A 20,206-nucleotide genomic window follows, 5' to 3' on the forward strand; every position below is an offset into this window, starting at 1 on the left:
AACCCTGGGCTGGCGCAACCCCGCCGCCGCCATGGGACAGCTACTGTCCGCCCCACCAACCACCGGTGTTGCGACCACCCCCTGAGCCCAAGGTCTCGTGTGCTGCCTGATGTGCCCTTGGCTGGTGGGCGGCCCGGACCGACGCCCGGTGCCGGTGATCACGAGCACGTGGGGCTGGTTTGCGGCCCGTGCGGGCTGCCTCGTGTGCCCCTCGCGGGCAGCCGTCGGACGCGGCCGGCCAGAGCCCCTGAGCATGATCGACATCCGTGGAGCGGAGTGCCCCACATCTGGGGCACTCCGTTCCACGGTTCGTGATCAAGCCCGCCCGGCCCGACTGCGAGGGGACGATCCGGTCGCTCTATCCGCCCGAGGGGTCCCCTCGCGCCGGGTCAGGCGACGACGGCCGCCCGGCCCGCCTCCAGCCGGGCCACCGGCACCCGGAACGGCGAGCAGGACACGTAGTCGAGCCCGGCGTGGTGGAAGAAGTGCACCGAGTCCGGGTCGCCGCCGTGCTCGCCGCAGATGCCGAGCTTGAGGTCGTGGCGCACCTCCCGGCCCCGCCACGACGCGATCTCGACGAGCTCCCCGACGCCGACGGTGTCCAGCGACTCGAACGGCGACACCCCGAAGATGCCGTGGTCGAGGTAGGCCGAGAAGAACGAGCTCTCGACGTCGTCGCGGGAGAAGCCCCACGTGGTCTGCGTGAGGTCGTTGGTGCCGAACGAGAAGAACTGCGCGACTTCGGCGATCTGCGCCGCGACCAGCGCCGCCCGCGGCAGCTCGATCATCGTTCCGACCTGGTGGGGGACCGGCTCGCCCTCGACCCGCGACTCCGGCTCGGCCACCACGTCGGCGATCTCGGCCGCGACCGCCTGGAGCTCCTGCACCGTGCTGACCAGCGGCACCATGATCTCCGGGAGTACCGACAGCCCCTCGGCCGCCAGCGACGCCGCGGCCCGGGTGATCGCCCGGACCTGCATCGCGAACAGCCCCGGCACGGCGATGCCGAGCCGGACGCCGCGCAGGCCGAGCATCGGGTTCTGCTCGTGGAGCCGGCGGACGTTGGCGAGCAGCTCCTCGCGCTCGGAGGTCAGCTCACCGCGCTCCCGGGCGACGGCGACCTCCACCGACAGCTCGGTGAGGTCGGGGAGGAACTCGTGCAGCGGCGGGTCGAGCAGCCGGATCGTCACCGGCAGGCCCGCCATGGCCCGGTAGAGCGCGGTGAAGTCCTCGATCTGCAGCGGCAGCAGCGCCGCGAGGGCCTTCTCGCGCTGGTCGTGGGTCTCGGCGAGGACGAGCTCCTCGACCAGCGAGCGGCGCTCGCCGAGGAACATGTGCTCGGTCCGGCAGAGGCCGATCCCCTCCGCGCCGAAGGTGCGCGCCAGCTCGGCGTCGTCGCCGGTGTCGGCGTTGGCGCGGACGCGCATCCGACGGCGGGTGTCGGCGTGGCGCATGATCCGGTCGACGGCGGTCACGAGCTCGTCGCCGCGGTCGACGGTCCCGTACTGGAAGTACGCCATCACCGGGCTGGGCACCACCGGGACCTCGCCGAGGTAGACCTCGCCGCTGGTCCCGTCGATGGCGATCACGTCGCCCTCGAGGACCTCGATCCCCGAGGCGGTCGTGAACCGCTTCTCCCGGACGTCGACCTCGAGCTCCTCGGCGCCGCACACGGCGGTCTTGCCCATGCCGCGGGCCACGACGGCGGCGTGGGAGGTGCGCCCGCCACGGCTGGTCAGGATGCCCTCGGCGGCGATCATGCCCGACAGGTCGTCGGGGTTGGTCTCGCGGCGGACCAGCACGACCTTCTCGCCGCGCTTGGCCCACGCGACCGCGGTGGGCGAGTCGAAGACGGCCTTGCCGCCGGCCGCGCCCGGTGAGGCGTTCATGCCGGTCGTCAGGAGCTGCTTCTCGGCGTCCGGGTCGAACCGGGGGAACATCAGCTGCGCGAGCTGGTGGCCGGTGACGCGCCGCAGCGCCTCGTCGTCGTCGATGAGGCCCTCGTCGACGAGCTGCGTCGCGACGGTGAACGCGGCGGCCGCAGTCCGCTTCCCCACGCGGGTCTGCAGCATCCAGAGCTTGCCGCGCTCGATGGTGAACTCGATGTCGCAGAGGTCGCGGTAGTGGTTCTCGAGCGTCCGCATGATCTCCATGAGCTCGCGGTAGGACGAGCCGTCGATCCGCTCGAGCTCGGTGAGGTGCAGCGTGTTGCGGATGCCGGCGACGACGTCCTCGCCCTGCGCGTTCTGCAGGTAGTCGCCGTACACGCCCTGCGCGCCCGACGCCGGGTCGCGCGTGAACGCCACGCCGGTACCGGAGTCCATGCCGAGGTTGCCGAAGACCATCGAGCACACGCTGACCGCGGTCCCGAGGTCGGACGGGATGCGCTCCTGGCGGCGGTAGATGTTCGCCCGCTCGGAGTTCCAGGAGTCGAACACCGCGCGGATCGCGAGGTCGAGCTGCTCGCGCGGCTCCTGCGGGAAGTCGCGGCCGGCGTGCTCGCGGACCACGCCCTTGAAGGTCTCGACGAGGGCCGCGAGGTCCCCGGCGTCGAGGTCCAGGTCGTTCTTCGTGCCCTTGGCCGACTTGGCGGCCTCGAGGGCGTCGTGGAAGTGCTCGGCGTCGATGTCGAGCACCGTCGCGCCGAACATCTGGACGAGCCGGCGGTAGGAGTCCCACGCGAAGCGCTCGTCGCCGGCCTGGGCGGCGAGCCCGTGCACCGAGGCGTCGTTGAGGCCGACGTTGAGGACGGTCTCCATCATCCCGGGCATCGAGAACTTGGCGCCGGAGCGCACCGAGACCAGCAGCGGGTCGTCCGCCTGACCGAGCTGCTTGCCCATCGTCCGCTCGAGCGCGGTGAGGTGCCGGGTCACCTCGTCGGCCATGCCGTCGGGCTCGCGCCCGCCGGCCAGGTACGCCCGGCAGGCCTCGGTCGTGATCGTGAAGCCCGGGGGCACCGGCAGCCCCAGGTTCGTCATCTCCGCGAGGTTGGCGCCCTTGCCGCCCAGCAGGTCCTTCTGGTCCTTGTCGCCCTCGGCGAAGTCGTAGACGAACTTCGTCATCGTCACCGTCCCCTGGTCCCACCGCCCCTGCCGGCGGCACCCGACGACGCTGGCACCTCGGGGGCGCGGACACCATGGCCCAACGGGCGAGGTCCGTCCTTCCTGCTTCGATCCAGAGGCCGGACGCCGGGCGCGAGAGGGTCAGACGGGCGGCTCGGTGCGGCCGTCCTTCGGCAGCAGCACCTCGCCCTCGAGGCCGTCCGGGTCGCGGAAGAACAGGCTCCAGGCACCGCCGAAGTCGTTGACGGTGCCGTCCGAGGCGCCGTGCTCCACCAGGCGGGACCGGATCGTCGCGAACGCCTCGCGCGAGGCGGCGTGCAGCCCGAAGTGGTCGAGCCGGCCGCGGTGCCACATCGGGGTCTGGCGGTCGGCCTCGTCGCTGGAGGGGATCGTGAAGACGTTGAGCTCGGTGTGCGGGCCGATGCGGAAGACCGTCATCGTCTCCTCGCCCTGCTGCCCGTGCCGGTGGGTCTCGCCGATCTCGGCCTCGAAGACGGCGGCGTAGAAGGCGCCGAGGCGTGCCGGGTCGTGGCTGATGGTCGCGATGTGGTCGACGCCGTCGAGGAGCACGCCTCGAGAATCCTGCCCCCTACCGGGGGAGGCAACCGCCCGGGCGCCTCGACTTTCGCGGTGACGACCCAGACGGCAGGGTGGGACGCCCCGCATCACGTGCCGCGCCGCCGCGGCTCCAGGGAGGACGGTGCCGCATGGTCGACGAGCCGACGGACACGGATCCCGAGGGCACCCAGGAGTGGCGGGAGGCCCTGGAGTCGGTCCTCGCGGTCGAGGGGCCGCAGCGGGCGCACGACCTGCTCGACGAGCTGATCGCCCAGGCCCGGCAGGCGGGCGCGCCGGTGCCCTACTCGGCGACGACGCCGTACGTGAACACCATCCCGGTCGACGCCGAGCCGCCGCACCCCGGTGACCGGGCGGTCGAGCACCGCATCCGCTCGGCGATCCGCTGGAACGCCGTCGCCATGGTGCTGCGGGCCAACAAGGAGTCCAGCGAGCTCGGCGGGCACATCGCGAGCTTCCAGTCCGCGGCGACGCTCTACGACACGGGCTTCCAGCACTTCTGGCACGCACCGTCCGAGGGCCACGGCGGCGACCTGGTGATGATGCAGGGCCACTCGTCGCCGGGGATCTACGCGCGGGCCTTCCTCGAGGGCCGCCTGACCGAGGACCAGCTCGACGCGTTCCGGCAGGAGACCTCCGGGCACGGGCTCTCGTCGTACCCGCACCCGTGGCTGATGCCGGAGTTCTGGCAGTTCCCGACGGTCTCGATGGGCCTCGGGCCGCTGATGGCGATCTACCAGGCGCGCTTCCTCAAGTACCTGCACGGCCGCGGGCTGGCCGACACCGAGAACCGCCACGTGTGGGCGTTCCTCGGCGACGGCGAGATGGACGAGCCGGAGTCGCTCGGCGCCATCTCGCTGGCCGGGCGCGAGCACCTGGACAACCTGATCTTCGTCGTGAACTGCAACCTGCAGCGTCTCGACGGGCCGGTGCGGGGCAACGGCAAGATCATCCAGGAGCTGGAGGGCGTCTTCCGGGGCGCCGGCTGGAACGTCGTCAAGGTCATCTGGGGCAGTCGGTGGGACGAGCTGCTCAAGCGCGACTCCACCGGGCGGCTGCACCAGCTCATGGAGGAGTGCGTCGACGGCGAGTACCAGGTGTTCAAGTCCCGCGACGGCGCCTACGTCCGGGAGCACTTCTTCGGCCGGTACCCCGAGACCGCCGCGATGGTCGAGGACTGGACCGACGACGAGATCTGGGCGCTGACCCGCGGCGGCCACGACCCGTCGAAGATCTACGCGGCCTACTCGGCGGCGGTCACCGAGCCCGACCGGCCGACGGTCATCCTCGCCAAGACGGTCAAGGGCTACGGGATGGGCGAGGCCGGCGAGGGCCAGAACATCTCCCACCAGCAGAAGAAGATGGCGGGGGAGCAGCTGCGGATCTTCCGCGACCGCTTCGACCTGCCGGTCGCCGACGCCGACGTCGACGCGCTGCCCTACCTGCGGCTCGGCGAGGAGGAGCAGGAGTACCTGCGCCGCCACCGCGAGGCGCTCGGGGGCTACCTGCCCGCGCGGCGGCGCCGCTCGGAGTCGCTCGAGGTGCCCGACGTCTCGGCGTTCGGCGCGCAGCTCGCGGGCTCGGGGGACCGGCAGATCTCGACGACGATGGCGTTCGTCCGGGTGCTGAACACGCTGCTGCGGGACAAGAAGATCGGCAAGCGCGTGGTGCCGATCGTCCCCGACGAGTCCCGCACCTTCGGCATGGAGGGCATGTTCCGGCAGTTCGGGATCTACTCCCGGGTCGGGCAGCTCTACACGCCCGAGGACGAGGGTCAGCTGATGTCCTACCGCGAGGACCGCAGCGGCCAGATGCTGCAGGAGGGCATCAACGAGCTGGGCGCGATGTCGTCGTGGATCGCCGCGGCCACCGCGTACTCGACGTCGGACACCCCGATGATCCCGTTCTACATCTACTACTCGATGTTCGGGTTCCAGCGGGTCGGCGACCTGGCCTGGGCGGCCGGGGACCTGCGGGCGCGCGGCTTCCTGCTCGGTGGGACGGCCGGGCGGACCACGCTCAACGGCGAGGGCCTGCAGCACGAGGACGGTCACTCGCACCTGTTCTCGTCGGTCATCCCGAACTGCGTGTCCTACGACCCGACCTTCGCCCACGAGGTCGCGGTGATCGTCGCGGACGGGTTGCGGCGGATGTACGTCGAGCAGGAGGACGTCTTCTACTACCTGACGCTGATGAACGAGAACTACCCCCACCCCCCGATGCCGGGGCTGGGTACCGACGACGAGGCCGCGGTCCGGGAGGGGATCGTGCGGGGGCTCTACCTGCTGAGCGAGGGTGCTCCGGTGCCCGGGAAGCGGTCGCGGTCGAAGGCGGCGCAGCGACCCCGCGTGCAGCTGATGGGCTCCGGGACGATCCTGCGCGAGGTGATGGCCGCTGCGGAGCTGCTCGAGTCCGACTGGGGCGTCGTCGCCGACGTGTGGAGCGCACCCAGCTTCACCGAGCTGCGCCGCGACGGGCTCGACACCGAGCGCTGGAACCTGCTGCACCCGACGTCGGAACCCCGGCAGTCGTGGGTGGAGCGGCAGCTCGCGTCCCGGCCGCCCGGCCCGGTCGTCGCGGCCACGGACTACATGCGCGCCTTCCCCGACCAGATCCGCGCCTGGGTGACCGGGCGGCGTTTCGAGGTGCTCGGCACCGACGGCTTCGGCCGCTCGGACTACCGCCGCGCGCTGCGCGACTTCTTCGAGGTCGACCGCCGCTACGTCACCGTCGCCGCGCTCTCGGCGCTGGCCCGCGACGGCGTCGTCGAGGCCTCGGTGGTCGCCGACGCGATCGCCAAGTACGACATCGACCCCGAGCGGCCCGCCCCGGCGCACGCCTGAGACCTGATCGGAGACCACCACAGATGTCGGCTCCCGCTGCAATCCAGGTCGCCGTCCCCGACATCGGCGACTTCTCGGACGTCCCGATCATCGAGGTCCACGTGTCGCCCGGCGACGTCGTGTCCGTCGACGATCCGCTGCTGACCCTGGAGTCGGACAAGGCGACGATGGACGTCCCGTCGTCGCACGCCGGGCTCGTCACCGAGGTGCTGGTGTCGGTGGGCGACGCCGTCAGCCAGGGCACCCCGGTGATCGTGCTCGACGCGGGGGAGGGCGAGCCGGCCGAGGACGCCCCCGCCGCGCCGGAACCCGCCCGCGGGCGGGAGGTCGCCGACGCCGAGGCCGCCGAGCAGGAGCCGCCGACGGAGACCGCGCCCGCCCCGACCCCGTCGTCGCCCTCGACGGCGAGCAACGGCGCGTCGGACCTGCCCGCGCACGCCGGGCCGAGCGTGCGCAAGCTCGCCCGGGAGTTCGGCGTCGACCTCGGGAGCATCCCGGCGTCCGGGCCGAAGGGGCGGATCACCAAGTCGGACCTGCTGGCGTTCGTCCGCGGCGGGGACGGGGCGTCGGCGCCGGCCGCGGCGGCCCCCGCGGCGCCGCCGTCGTCGGGGTCGGGCATCCCGGAGGTGCCGGCGCAGGACTTCTCGGTGTTCGGCCCCGTCGAGACCCAGCCGCTGTCGCGGATCACCCGCATCTCCGGCCCGGCGCTGCACCGCTCGTGGCTGAACGTCCCGCACGTCACGCACAACGACGACGCCGACATCACCGGCATCGACGCCTACCGCAAGGAGCTGGACACCGCGGCGAAGGCGGAGGGCTACCGGGTCACCCTGCTCGCGTTCCTGATGAAGGCCGCGGTGTCGGCGCTCAAGGCGTTCCCGACGGTGAACGCGTCGCTCACCCCGGAGAAGGACGCGCTGATCCTGAAGCGCTACTACCACCTCGGGGTCGCGGTGGACACGCCCGGCGGGCTCGTGGTGCCGGTGATCCGCGACGTCGACCGCAAGGGCATCGTCGAGCTCTCGAAGGAGCTCGGCGAGGTGTCCGCCCGCGCCCGCGACGGCAAGCTCACCGCCGACGACATGCGCGGCGCCTCGTTCACGATCTCCTCGCTCGGCGGGATCGGCGGCACCGCGTTCACCCCGATCGTCAACGCGCCCGAGGTGGCGATCCTCGGCGTCGTCCGGTCCCGGGTGGCGCCGGTGTGGAACGGCTCGGAGTTCGAGCCGCGCACGCTGCTGCCGCTGTGCCTGTCCTACGACCACCGCGTCATCGACGGCGCCCTCGCCGCCCGTTTCACCCGTCACCTCGCGCACATGATGGGCGACGAGCGCCGGCTGCTGCTCTAGGTGGCCTTCGGCCTCGTGAGCACTCAAGGTCGGTATACCGACACTTTCTGCTCACGAGCGCGGAGCGCACCTACCGACGAGAAGGGAACGTGAGCCATGACCGTGGTCGAGGTCCCCGACATCGGCGACTTCACCGACGTCCCCGTCATCGAGGTCCACGTGACGGCGGGCAGCGAGGTCGCCCTCGACGAGCCGCTGCTGACCCTGGAGTCGGACAAGGCGACGATGGACGTGCCGGCCGAGGTCGCCGGGACGGTCACCGAGGTGCGCGTCGCGGTGGGGGACCGGGTCTCGCAGGGCTCGCCGATCCTCGTCCTGACGCCGGCCGAGGACGCCGCCGCGGCGACGGCCACCCCGGCCCCCACGCAGAAGACCTCCACCGCGGGCACCCCGTCGGCGGCGGCGCACCCGGCCCCGCCGGCGTCGGCCTCGCCCGGGACGGCCCCCGCGGCCGCGGCCGACGGCGCCGAGGACCGCCACGTCGGGCTGCTCGTCCTCGGCGCCGGACCCGGCGGCTACACCGCGGCGTTCCGGGCCGCCGACCTCGGGCTCGAGGTCATGGTCGTCGACGGGCGCGACACCCTCGGCGGGGTCTGCCTCAACGTCGGCTGCATCCCGTCCAAGGCGCTGCTGCACGCCGCGAAGGTGATCGCCGAGACCAAGGAGATGGCCGAGCACGGTCTCTCGTTCGGGGCCCCGAGCATCGACCTCGACCGGCTGCGGTCCTGGAAGGACGGCGTCGTCGGCAAGCTCGTCGGCGGCCTCGCCGGCCTCGCGAAGCAGCGCAAGGTCACGACGCTGCAGGGCACCGGCCGGTTCCTCTCCCCGCACCGGGTCGAGGTCACGACGACGGACGGGTCCACCACCGTCGTCGGGTTCGACCAGGTGATCGTCGCGGCCGGGTCGGAGCCGGTGCGGCTCCCGTTCATCCCCCACGACGACCCGCGGGTGCTCGACTCGACGTCCGCCCTCGAGCTCGCGGAGGTCCCGGAGCGGCTGCTCGTGCTCGGCGGCGGGATCATCGGGCTGGAGATGGCCACGGTCTACGCCGAGCTGGGCTCGAGGATCACCGTGGTGGAGCTGATGGACCAGCTCATCCCCGGCGCGGATCCCGACCTGGTCAAGCCGCTCGCCCGCCACATCGGGAAGCGCTACGAGAACGTCCTCCTCGCCACCAAGGTCACCGACGTCCAGGCGACCGACGACGGCCTCGTCGTGAGCTTCGAGGGTGCGAAGGCCCCGCAGACCGACACCTTCGACGCCGTGCTCGTCGCCGTGGGCCGGGTGCCGAACGGGTCGGGGCTCGGGCTCGACGCCGCCGGGGTCGCGGTGACCGATCGGGGGTTCGTCCCGGTCGACGAGCACCAGCGGACGAACGTCGGGCACGTGTTCGCGATCGGCGACGTCGTCGGGCAGCCGATGCTCGCGCACAAGGCCGTGCACGAGGGCAAGGTCGCCGCCGAGGTGGCCGCGGGGAAGCCGAGCGCGTTCGACGCCCGGGTCATTCCCTCGGTCGCCTACACCGACCCCGAGGTGGCCTGGGTCGGGGTCACCGAGACCGAGGCCAAGGCCCGGGGGCTGTCCTACGGGACGGGGACCTTCCCCTGGGCGGCGTCCGGGCGGTCGCTCTCGCTCGGGCGCTCCGAGGGCTCGACGAAGCTCCTGTTCGACACCGAGACCGACCGCATCATCGGTGCCGGCATCGTCGGGCCCTCGGCCGGCGACCTCATCACGGAGGCCGCGCTGGCCATCGAGATGGGCGCCGACGCCGCCGACATCGGCCTGACGATCCACCCCCATCCGACGCTGTCCGAGACCGTCGGGATGGCGGCCGACGCGTTCGAGGGCACCCTCACCGACCTGTACCTGCCGAAGAAGAAGTCCGCGAAGGCCTGACGCACGCCGGGGGTGTGGGGTGGAGCCGCTCGGCGGGGACCGCCTGGACAGCATCCGGAAGACCTACCTGGGTCTCCGGGTGGTGATGGTGCTGCTGGTCGTCCTGCTCTTCGTGTCGGTCGCGATCCAGGTGTGGCTGATCGGGCCGGGCGACTGCTATCGCACGTCATTCAGCTCCTACTACTACACGCCGGTCCGGCCGGTGTTCGTCGCGGCGCTGTCGGCCGTCGGCTTCTGCCTGGTCCTCTACCGCGGGAACACCGACCTCGAGAACGTCCTTCTCAACTTCTCGGGCTTCCTCGCGGTGATCGTCGCGTTCGTGCCGACGCAGCCCGGCGACGAGGTGTGCGACCTCTCGAACCTCCCGAGCACCGACGAGATCTTCTCGGCCTCCACCAACAACGTCTCCGCGCTGCTCGTGGTGGCCGCCCTCGCCGTCGTCGTCAACGCGGTGGTCTTCGTGCGCGCGAGGCTCCGCGAGCGGGTGTCGACGGTGTCCGTCGTCGCGTCGATCGTGACCGCGCTCGCGCTGGTCGGCGGCGCGCTGATCTTCCTGACGTCGCGGGAGCGCTTCCAGAGCGCGGCGCACCCCACCGCCGCGATCTCGCTGTTCGTCGGCATCTTCCTCGTCGTGGTGCTCAACGCGGCGAGCTCACGGGGGCCCGGGTACGCCCGCATCTATGGGGGAGCGGCCGTCGGGATGCCCGTCGCCGCCGTGATCGCCTTCCTCGCCGGCGGCGAGCACTGGGTGTTCTGGGTGGAGTTCGTGCTGATCTCGTCCTTCGCTGTCTTCTGGGCGATCCAGACCTACGAGCTGCGCGGGTACGTGGCCCGCCCGGACCAGCCCGAGGGCACGTGGCTCGGACGGCCCCACCCCGAGGGGCGTGCGGTCGCGGTATCCACGTCCTGACCCGGGTGGTGGGATACCGCGATGGGCTCGTTCGACGTGCCGCTCGACGACGAGCGCACCCAGCTCGACGCGTTCGTCGAGGAGTACCGCGGCGCCCTCGAAGCCGCCCTCACCGGGCTGTCCGAAGAGCAGGCCCGTCGTCGCCTGGTCCCGTCGGCGACGACGCTGCTGGGCCTCGTCAAGCACGTGACCTGGATGCAGCGGGTGTGGTTCGAGGAGTGCGTCGGCGGGACATCGCGTCGGGAGCTCGGCCTGGTGAGCAGCCCGGACGAGTCGTTCCGGCTCACCGACGCCGACACCGTCGCCTCGGTCACCGCCGCGCACCGGGACGCCTGCGCGACGGCCCGGGCGGCGGTCGCCGACCTGCCGCTGGATGCGGTCTTGACCGGCCACCGGTCCGGGCCCCGCACGCTGCGCTGGGTCTACCTGCAGGTCCTGCGGGAGCTGGCCCACCACTGCGGGCACGCCGACATCCTGCGCGAACAGGTCCTGGCCGGTTAAGCGCGCGGCCCGATCCCGGCGAGCCGGAGGTAGGCGTCCCCGACCTGGCGGGCGAGCTCCTCGAGCCGGCCGGGATCGTCGGCGGCGATCTCGGCGGCACGGGCGACGATCCCGGTCACCGCGTGGGAGAGATCCTCGGGCGGGAGCGCGGGGTCGGCCGCCCCGGACGCGACCAGGCGCTCGAGGAACCTGGTGTTGCGGCGCTCGGCGCGGGCGACGATGTCGTCGCGCAGGGCCCGCACCGCGGGGTCGGCCAGGGCCTGGTGGGCGATCACGGTGAGCACGCCGCGGTGGCGCGTCCAGGCGGCGAGGTAGGCGGCCATCGCCTCGCGCACGGTGCGCTCCGGCGACGACGTGTCGACGTGCTCCTGCAGTTCGAGGAACTCCTGGCGCACGCGGTCGGCGAGCGCGCGGAACACCTCGTCCTTCGAGGCGAAGTAGGCGTAGACAGTCGGGCGGGTGACGCCGGCCTCCGTGGCCAGCACGCCGATGGTGGTGCCCTCGTGGCCGTGCGCGCAGAACGCGACCTCGGCCGCGTCGAGCAGGCGCTCCCGCCGGTCCTCCTCGGCGAGCGCCCGACCACCCAGGCCACGACTTGACACCGTTGTAAAGTACCGCCGAGGCCGATCGAGGAGGAAGCCCATGGCCCAGTTCGTGGCGAGCCGGGCGCTGCCTCCGGTCGAGCAACGGACGCTGCGCGCGGCGTACGACCGCGCGCTGGCCGAGGTCCCCGACGAGCTCGCCCAGCTCGACCGGACCGCGCGCTACACCACCGCCGAGAGCCACGAGCGCTCGCTGCGGATCGCGGGCGGGCTGGCCGAGCTCGGAGTGGGCCGCCAGGAGCCGGTCGCGGCGCTGCTGGACAACTCGCTCGACACCGCGCACGTGTGGTCCGGCCTCGGGCTCGGCGGCATGGTCGAGGTCCCGGTGAACACCGCCTACAAGGGCGGCTTCCTCGCCCACGTGCTCAACGACTCGGCGGCGTCGACGCTGGTGGTCGAGGACTCCCACGTCGAGCGGATCGCCCGGATCGCCGGCGACCTCACGGCCCTGCGCACGCTCGTGGTGCGGGGCGACACCGCGGCGGCCGACGGGCTCGGGCTGCGGGTGGTCGGGTTCGACGAGCTCGTCGCGAGCGAGCCGGCGCCGGTCACGCCGACCGACGCCGGCGACCTGATGGCCTACATGTACACCTCGGGGACCACCGGGCTGTCCAAGGGCGTCGAGATCACCCACGCCCACGCCTACACCTACGGCTCGCGGGAGGACCAGGCCCGCCCGACCCGGGGCGACCGGCTGCTGGTCACGCTGCCGATGTTCCACCTCACCGGCCTCTGGTACGGCATCTACCAGGGGCTCATCCACCGGTGCCCGGTGGTGCTCGAGCCGGCGTTCTCGGTGAGCCGGTTCTGGCCGACGGTCCGCGAGCACGGCATCACGGTCACCGTGATGCTCGGGGCGATGGCCGAGCTGCTCCAGCAGGTCGAGCCGGGTCCCGACGACGCCGACAACCCCCTCGAGCTGGCGATCATGGCGCCGCTCGCCAGCGACGTCGCCGGCTTCCGGCGCCGCTTCGGGATCGACCTCGCCGCGGTCTACGGGATGAGCGAGGTCGGCGCGGTGATGAACGGCCCGCCCGAGACCGTCGTCGGCGGCGAGTGCGGCTTCGCCCGCGAGGGCTACGACCTGCGCCTGGTCGACCCGGACGGCGCCGAGGTGCCCACCGGCACCGTCGGCGAGCTGTGGGTCCACCCCGAGGACCCGCGGCTGGTCATGCGCGGCTACCACGGCCTGCCGGCGAAGACGGCCGAGACCCTCGTCGACGGCTGGGTGCACACCGGCGACGCGTTCCGCCAGGACGACGCGGGCCGCTTCTTCTTCTCCGACCGCATGAAGGACGCCCTGCGCCGCCGCGGCGAGAACGTGTCCAGCTTCGAGGTCGAACGGGTCATCAACGAGCACCCGGACGTCTACGAGAGCGCCGTCGTCGCCGTCCCCTCCGCGCTGACCGAGGACGACATCAAGGCCGTCGTCGTGCCCCGCGAGGGACGGGTGGTCGACCCCCGCGCGCTGAGCGAGTTCCTCATCGACCGGCTGCCCTACTTCATGGTGCCGCGCTACCTCGAGTTTCTCGACGAGCTGCCCAAGACCCCGACCCAGAAGGTCCACAAGCATCTGCTGCGCGAGACCGGCGCGACCGGGTGGGACCGCGAGGCCGCCGGGATCACGCTGCGCCGGAGCGACGCGTGAAGCTGACGGTCGCCAACCGCGGCGAGATCGCGGTCCGCATCCTCGACACGGCCGCGACGCTCGGGATCCCGACGGTGGCCGTCCACCCCGACGACGACGCGGCCTGCCTGCACGTCGCGCGCGCCGACGAGGCCGTCCGGCTGCCCGGGACGGGAGCGGCCGCGTACCTCGACGTCGCCGAGGTCGTGGCCGCCGCGGTGAAGACCGGCGCGACGGCGCTGCACCCCGGCTACGGCTTTCTCTCCGAGAACCCCGCGCTCGCCCGCGAGTGCGACGAGCAGGGCATCACCTTCGTCGGCCCGGCCGCCGAGGCACTGGAGCTGTTCGGCAGCAAGACCGCTGCCCGCGACCGGGCCCGCGCGGCCGGGGTGCCGGTGCTCGAGGGCACCGCGGCGCCGACCGACCCCGCCACCGCCCGGGCCTTCCTCGAGGCCCACGGCGCGGTCATGGTCAAGGCCCTCGCCGGCGGCGGCGGCCGGGGGATGCGTCCCGTCGCCGACCCGGCCGACCTCGCGACGGCGCTGCGGGAGTGCGCGGCGGAGGCGCAGGCAGCCTTCGGCGACGGCGCGGTCTACGTCGAGCAGTACCTGCCCGGCGCCCGGCACGTCGAGGTGCAGGTCGTCGGCGACGGCACCCGGGCGGTCGCGCTCGGGGACCGCGACTGCAGCGCCCAGCGTCGCCGCCAGAAGCTCGTCGAGATCGCGCCCGCGCCGGACCTGCCGGGCCGCGACCGGCTGCACGCGATGGCCGTCGCGCTGGTGGGGGAGTACCGCGGCCTCGCGACCGTCGAGTTCCTCGTCGCCGGGGAGGACGTCGCCTTCCTCGAGGTGAACCCCCGCATCCAGGTCGAGCACACGGTGACCGAGGAGGTCACGGGGCTCGACCTCGTCGAGGTCGGGCTGCGGATCGCCGAGGGCGCGACCCTCGGCGCGCTCGGCCTCGTCGAGACCCCGGTCAGCCGCGGGACCGCGGTCCAGGTCCGGGTGAACACCGAGACCGTCGAGCCCGACGGCACCGTGGTCCCGCACGTCGGCACCCTCGAGCGCTTCGGGCCGCCGACCGGGCCCGGCGTCCGCGTCGACACCCACGCCTACCCCGGCTGGACGGTCAGCCCCCGCTACGACTCGCTGCTCGCCAAGGTGGTCACCCGCGGGGCCGATCTGGCCGGCGCCGTCGCCCGCGGCCGGCGGGCGCTCGACGACCTCGACGTCGCCGGGGTCACGACGAACGCCGCACTGCTGCACGCCCTGCTCGGACGCGCCGAGCTCGGCGCGCTCGACACCGGCTTCGTCGACGGCCACCTCGCCGAGCTCACCGCCGGCTCGGCACCGAGCGAGCAGCCCGCGGACGCCGACGCCGTCGTCTCCCCGCAGGCCGCCGTCGTGGTGGCGGTGTCGGCCGCCGTCGGGGACCTCGTGCCCGCCGGCGCGGAGCTCGTCGTCGTCGAGGCCATGAAGATGCAGCACGTCGTGCACAGTCCGCGGCCCGGGCGCATCGCCGCGCTCGACGTGGCGGTCGGGGACGCGGTGTCGCCGGGCACCGTGCTGGCCCGGCTGCAGCCCTCCGACGCGGCCGCCGAGCTCACCGCGCAGGACACGACCCCCGACCCCGACCACGTCCGCGCCGATCTCGCCGAGACCCTGGAGCGCCACCGGGTCGGGCGCGACGAGGCCCGGCCCGACGCCGTCGCGAAGGCCCACGGCAAGGGCCGGCGAACCGTCCGGGAGAACCTCGCCGACCTGCTCGACCCCGACAGCCTCGTCGAGTACGGCGCCCTGACCGTCGCCGCCCAGCGCCGCCGCCGCGACCTCGACGACCTCATCGCGCGCACCCCGGCGGACGGGCTGGTCACCGGCACCGGCACCGTCGGCGGCCTGCCCGTCGCCGTGCTCGCCTACGACTACTCGGTGCTGGCCGGCACCCAGGGCGTCAACAACCACGCCAAGACCGACCGGCTGTTCACGCTCGCGCTGCGCGAGCGGCTCCCGGTCGTCGTCCTCGCCGAGGGCGGCGGCGGGCGGCCCGGAGACACCGACACCTGCGCGATCGCGCAGCTCGACGTCCCGTCGTTCCGGCTGGCGGCCGAGCTCCGCGGCACCGTGCCCACCCTCGCCGTCGTCACCGGGTACTGCTTCGCCGGCAACGCGGCCCTGGCCGGCGCGTGCGACACGATCATCGCCACCGAGGACTCGAGCCTCGGGATGGGCGGTCCCGCCATGATCGAGGGCGGCGGGCTCGGCGTGGTCGCCCCCTCCGACGTCGGCCCGATCGACGTGCAGTGGGCCAACGGCGTGGTGGACGTGCGCGTGGCCGACGACGCGGCCGCCGTCGACGCGGCCCGTCGCTGGCTGGGGTACTTCGGCGGGAGCCGCGGCACCGTCGAGCACGACGACCCGCGGCGGCTGCGCCACCTCGTGCCCGAGAACCGGCTGCGCTCCTACGCCATCCGCCCCGTGCTGGCGGCGCTCTTCGACACCGACTCCGTCCTCGAGCTCCGCGGCGGGTTCGGGGCGGGCGTCGTCACCGCGCTCGCCCGCCTCGGCGGGCGGCCGCTCGGCGTGCTCGCCAACAACCCCGAGCACCTCGGCGGGGCGATCGACGGCGACGCCGCGGACAAGGCGGCCGGTTTCCTCGAGCTCTGCGAGGCGCGACGGCTCCCGGTGGTCTCGCTGTGCGACACCCCCGGGTTCATGGTCGGTCCCGACGCCGAGCGCACCGGCACGGTGCGCCGGTTCAGCGCCATGTTCGTGGCCGGGGCCCGGCTCACGGTCCCGCTGGTCACGGTGGTGCTGCGCAAGGGCTACGGGCTCGGCGCCATGGCGATGGCCGGCGGCGACCTCAAGGCCCCGGCGCTGACGGTCGCGTGGCCCAGCGGCGAGTTCGGCGGGATGGGGCTCGAGGGCGCCGTCCGGCTCGGCTACCGCAAGGAGCTGGAGGCGATCACCGACCCCGGCGCGCGGCGCGCCCGGTACGACGAGCTGGTCGCGGAGTACTATGAGCGCGGCAAGGCGCTCAGCGTCGCGTCGGTCTTCGAGGTCGACGACGTGATCGACCCGGCGGACACCCGCGCCGTCGTCGGGCGGGTCCTCGACCGCCGCGGATCCGCGACGGGCCACCGAATCGATCTCGGCACCCGCTAGGGTGAGTCGTCCGGCGAACGCACTGCTGTGAGTGGGGATCGATCGATGGCCGCCTCGAAGACCGGAGACGGTCGTACGCCCGTCCAGATCGACACCTCGAAGGCGAGCATCGCCCGGGTGTACGACTACGCGCTGGGCGGCAAGGACCACTTCGAGGCCGACCGCCAGACCATCGAGGCGGTCCGCAAGGTCGCGCCCGAGGTCCAGCTCCTCGCCGTCGACAACCGTGCGTTCCTCATCCGGGCGCTCCGGTTCCTCGCCAGCCAGACCGACGTCGTCCAGTACCTGGACTGCGGGTCCGGGCTGCCCACCGCCGAGAACACCCACCAGGTGGTGCAGCGGCTGCGGCCGGAGTCGCGGGTGGTCTACGTCGACAACGACCCCTCGGTGATCGTGCACGGGCGGGCGCTGCTCGAGGACAACGAGCAGACGGTATTCACCGCGGCGGACATCTTCGACCCGCCGAGCGTCCTCACCGACCCGACCGTCCGCGAGTTCCTCGACTTCGACGAGCCGATCGTGCTCATCCACAACGGCACGATCCACCACTACGACGACCCGACGCGTTCGCCGCAGGACATCATGGCCGAGTTCGTCGAGGCCCTGCCCTCGGGCTCCTACGTGGTCGTGGCGCACTTCTACGACCCCGAGGACGACGACAGCGCGCTCGCCCGCCGGATGGAGGACGTGTTCGTCCACAGCCCGATGGGTAGCGGCGTGTTCCGGACGATGGACGAGATCCAGGGGCTGTTCCCGGGCCTCGAGATGGTCGAGCCCGGCGTCGCGGTCTGCGCCACCTGGTGGCCGGACGGCCCCCTCGTGAAGCCGCTCGCCCCGGCCCAGCGCTGCATCGCGGGCGGGGTCGGCCGCAAGCCTTGACCGCCCCCGCCTGGCTGTTCACCCACGCCGCGGTGCTCGATCCCGAGACCGCGACGGTGAGCGGGGACCGGCGGGTCCTCGTCGTCGACGGGGTGGTCAGCGAGGTGGGCGGGGACGACGTCGACTTCTCCGGTGCCCGCCGGGTCGACCTGGCCGGGCGCACCCTGATGCCCGGGCTGATCGACGCGCACGTGCACGTCACCGCGGCCACCGCCGACCTCTCGGCGCTGCCGCGCCTGCCGTGGTCGTTCACGACGCTGCACGCCGCGGCTGAGCTGCGGGCGATGCTCGCGCGCGGCGTCACCTCGGCCCGCGATTGCGGCGGCGCCGACCACGGGCTCGTGATGGCCCTGGAGCAGGGTCTGGTGACCGGACCGCGCCTGTTCCACGCCGGCAAGGCCCTCTCCCAGACCGGCGGCCACGGCGACGTCCGGCAGCCCGGCGACCAGTCGCGCCACGACCCCTACTGCTGCCCCGACTTCGGTCGCATCTGCGACGGGGTCAGCGAGGTCCGCCGGGCCGCCCGCGACGAGCTGCGCAAGGGCGCCACCCACCTCAAGGCCATGCTCTCCGGCGGGGCGGCCAGCCCGACCGACCGCATCGACAGCACCCAGTTCTCCGGCGAGGAGCTCGACGCGATCGTCGAGGAGGCCCGGGCGGCGGACCGCTACGTCGCCGGGCACGCCTACACCCCGCGGGCGATCCGCCGCGGGCTCGAGCACGGCATCCGCACCATCGAGCACGGCAACTTCCTCGACGACGACACCGCGCCGCGCTTCGCCGAGCACGACGCGTTCCTCGTCCCCACCCTGGTCACCTACGACGCGCTGGCCCGCGACGGCGCCGCGGCCGGCATGCCGCCCGCGAGCATCGCCAAGATCCTCGAGGTGCGCGACGACGGGTTCCGCGGACTCGAGACCGCCCACCGCCACGGTGTGCCGATCGCGTTGGGCACCGACCTGCTCGGGAGCCTGCAGTCCCAACAGCTGCACGAGCTCACACTTCGGCGCGAGGTGCAGAGCCCGGCCGACGTGCTGCGCTCGGCCACGACCGTCGGCGCCGCGCTGCTCCGGCGCCGGGGCGAGCTCGGCACCGTCGCGCCCGGCGCCCACGCCGACCTGCTCGTCGTCGACGGCAACCCCCTCGACGACCTCGCGGTGCTCACGCGCCGCGGGCCGGTCGCGGTGTGGCGGGCCGGGGAGCTGGTCAGCGGTGCCGTGGACGCCCTCGGGTAGGTCCACCGACCGTCAACGCCGGCACGAGCATCGCGGCCACACGAGCACGGTTCGTCAGCCGACCAACCAGCTAAGTGCCGCGATAAGCCCGGTTATCGCGGCACCACGACTCCTGGTCCCAGTGGACGAGGTTCACGACTCCGTCGGTCGACCGCCACAGCATCTGTGCTGCTCAGCGACACGATCGCGTCGCAGCCAGCATGCGCGGTACGCCCGTCCCTGCAGTCGTTGTGACGTAAACGGTGCCAAAGCAGTTCTCCGCGACTACGGCCGCTCGACTTGAGCGGAGTCGCAAGTGGCTACGGCGCGCCCGCAACGCGTCGACCTGGGACGGGGCTCCCAGCCGCGAACTCGGGTCGGGCGTCATCGATCTGGTCCTGGAAGACGTCGAGGAGTCGTTCCTTGGCTTCGTCAGTGACGGCTCCCGCGACGTCCCGCGCGAGCGGGTTGATGGCTTGGAGCCGGACGGCTTGATGCTTGTCGGGGTTCGGGCAGCTGAATACCGCGAGGAGCTGGAAGGCCTGGACGGTCTGCTTCGAGGTCGCCATGGTGAGGAGAGGCGAGCCTGCTGTGAGGGCGGTCTGCAGGTTGCTCCAGGCCTGATCGATGGTCTTGTCGATGACCAAGTCCGTAAGCAACGCATCAAGGCCGGAGTTCCTGTTGCCCGGACGGAGCAGCTCCTTAATGGTGCTCTTGGCCGTCGACGGGATTTTATCCAGCGTCTCCTGAAACTCCGAGACGAGTTGAGCTAACGCCAAGAACAGGCTGCACCAGAAGTGATTCGCGAGGGCACGGCGAACCTCTGGGTCCGCGAGGTATGGCTCGTCCTTGAGGTCGTCCCAGGTCTTGCGTGCGACGGTGTCGGCGAGGGCCTCGGCATGGTCGGCGAGGCTCAGACTGGTGGAAGGCGGGGAACCGGCTCCTTGCAGGTCTGGGAGCCTTGGGCCTCCTATGTGCTCTGCCGCTGACTCTGGGGTCGGCTGTCGAGGGAGGTTGGGGTCGGTGGCGGTCGTATTCGTCGACGCGCTCTCGTCGCCGGCGTCGTCTAGTCGACGACGAGGCGTTTGTCCGAGTCGCGGCGAGGGAACGAGGTCTGGCTGAGGACGTCCCTTTAGCCATCGGACGAGGTCGAGCCGAACCCGGTCAACGACCTGCTCACGAAGTTGTCGACGTCTACGGCGTCGCCGACTGGGGTCCTTGTATCGTTTCCACTCGGTCTCTGCTCGATCGCGTAGTTCTTCTTCGCGCTCTGAGGATCCCTGCGCCTCCCGCGTGAGGTCGATCCATCCAATCCACCCGTGTAGTGCGCCTCCACACCAGGTGCACCGACACTGGTGGAGGCGCGCCTCTTCGCAATTCTTATAGTGTTGACTGCGCACCACGGAACAGATCATCTCCCTGCCTGGCCGGAGAGTTGCAGGCTATCGCGAACCAGATCTACGGTCTTGAGGGCTTGGCCGCTAGTGCTTGAGCTAAATAACAGCGAAGTGGTTCGAGTATGCTCCGAAAGGAGAAGTGTCGATGAGGATTAGCCGATTGCGGGCGCAAGCCGCCAATCGGGCGGA

General features: G+C 72.4%; 13 protein-coding genes. 9 read left to right on the plus strand and 4 right to left on the minus strand.

Going from position 1 to position 20,206, the window contains the following annotated elements; genetic code table 11:
• Positions 1–389 precede the first annotated feature (389 nt).
• Positions 390–3,062: a pyruvate, phosphate dikinase gene (gene ppdK, locus HH311_RS29435; protein WP_169187293.1), complete on the minus strand. Its 2,673-nt coding sequence runs from the start codon at positions 3,060–3,062 to the stop codon at positions 390–392.
• A 141-nt stretch (positions 3,063–3,203) separates the two neighbouring features.
• Positions 3,204–3,632, minus strand: coding sequence for a VOC family protein (locus HH311_RS29440; protein ID WP_169187294.1), 429 nt, complete (start codon positions 3,630–3,632; stop codon positions 3,204–3,206).
• A 137-nt stretch (positions 3,633–3,769) separates the two neighbouring features.
• Here HH311_RS29440 and aceE point away from each other — a divergent pair, with 137 nt between their 5' ends.
• The 5 genes from aceE to HH311_RS29465 all read left to right on the plus strand — a co-directional run bounded on the left by aceE (position 3,770) and on the right by HH311_RS29465 (position 11,137).
• Positions 3,770–6,481: a pyruvate dehydrogenase (acetyl-transferring), homodimeric type gene (aceE, locus tag HH311_RS29445; protein WP_169187295.1), complete on the plus strand. Its 2,712-nt coding sequence runs from the start codon at positions 3,770–3,772 to the stop codon at positions 6,479–6,481.
• A gap of 23 nt (positions 6,482–6,504) precedes the next feature.
• The gene (locus HH311_RS29450; protein WP_169187296.1) at positions 6,505–7,830 is read left to right on the plus strand and encodes a 2-oxo acid dehydrogenase subunit E2; all 1,326 of its coding nucleotides are present in this window, start codon (positions 6,505–6,507) and stop codon (positions 7,828–7,830) included.
• A 96-nt stretch (positions 7,831–7,926) separates the two neighbouring features.
• Positions 7,927–9,726: a dihydrolipoyl dehydrogenase gene (gene lpdA / locus HH311_RS29455; protein ID WP_169187297.1), complete on the plus strand. Its 1,800-nt coding sequence runs from the start codon at positions 7,927–7,929 to the stop codon at positions 9,724–9,726.
• A 19-nt stretch (positions 9,727–9,745) separates the two neighbouring features.
• A complete protein-coding gene (locus tag HH311_RS29460) occupies positions 9,746–10,636 on the plus strand; it encodes a hypothetical protein (RefSeq protein WP_169187298.1) in 891 nt (296 codons plus the stop codon).
• Positions 10,637–10,657: 21 nt separating this feature from the next.
• Positions 10,658–11,137, plus strand: a complete 480-nt coding sequence (locus tag HH311_RS29465; RefSeq protein WP_169187299.1) for a DinB family protein — start codon at positions 10,658–10,660, stop codon at positions 11,135–11,137.
• On the opposite strand, the gene HH311_RS29470 is transcribed toward HH311_RS29465, so the two are convergent.
• A complete protein-coding gene (locus HH311_RS29470; protein WP_169187300.1) occupies positions 11,134–11,739 on the minus strand; it encodes a TetR/AcrR family transcriptional regulator in 606 nt (201 codons plus the stop codon). The genes HH311_RS29465 and HH311_RS29470 overlap by 4 nt on opposite strands.
• A 40-nt stretch (positions 11,740–11,779) precedes the next feature.
• Here HH311_RS29470 and HH311_RS29475 point away from each other — a divergent pair, with 40 nt between their 5' ends.
• From HH311_RS29475 to HH311_RS29490, 4 genes are read left to right on the plus strand one after another with little or no spacing between them, the layout of a single operon-like run.
• Positions 11,780–13,387, plus strand: coding sequence for an AMP-binding protein (locus tag HH311_RS29475; protein WP_169187301.1), 1,608 nt, complete (start codon positions 11,780–11,782; stop codon positions 13,385–13,387).
• The gene (locus HH311_RS29480; protein WP_169187302.1) at positions 13,384–16,527 is read left to right on the plus strand and encodes a carboxyl transferase domain-containing protein; all 3,144 of its coding nucleotides are present in this window, start codon (positions 13,384–13,386) and stop codon (positions 16,525–16,527) included. Before HH311_RS29475 ends, HH311_RS29480 begins: the two co-directional genes overlap by 4 nt.
• Before the next feature lie 45 nt (positions 16,528–16,572).
• Positions 16,573–17,406, plus strand: coding sequence for an SAM-dependent methyltransferase (locus HH311_RS29485; RefSeq protein WP_169187303.1), 834 nt, complete (start codon positions 16,573–16,575; stop codon positions 17,404–17,406).
• Positions 17,403–18,641, plus strand: a complete 1,239-nt coding sequence (locus HH311_RS29490; protein ID WP_169187304.1) for an amidohydrolase family protein — start codon at positions 17,403–17,405, stop codon at positions 18,639–18,641. Before HH311_RS29485 ends, HH311_RS29490 begins: the two co-directional genes overlap by 4 nt.
• Before the next feature lie 299 nt (positions 18,642–18,940).
• On the opposite strand, the gene HH311_RS29495 is transcribed toward HH311_RS29490, so the two are convergent.
• Positions 18,941–20,023, minus strand: coding sequence for a hypothetical protein (locus HH311_RS29495; RefSeq protein ID WP_169187305.1), 1,083 nt, complete (start codon positions 20,021–20,023; stop codon positions 18,941–18,943).
• Positions 20,024–20,206 lie beyond the last annotated feature (183 nt).

Source organism: Actinomycetospora sp. TBRC 11914 (genome assembly GCF_012933465.1).
Classification (GTDB): Bacteria; Actinomycetota; Actinomycetes; order Mycobacteriales; family Pseudonocardiaceae; genus Actinomycetospora.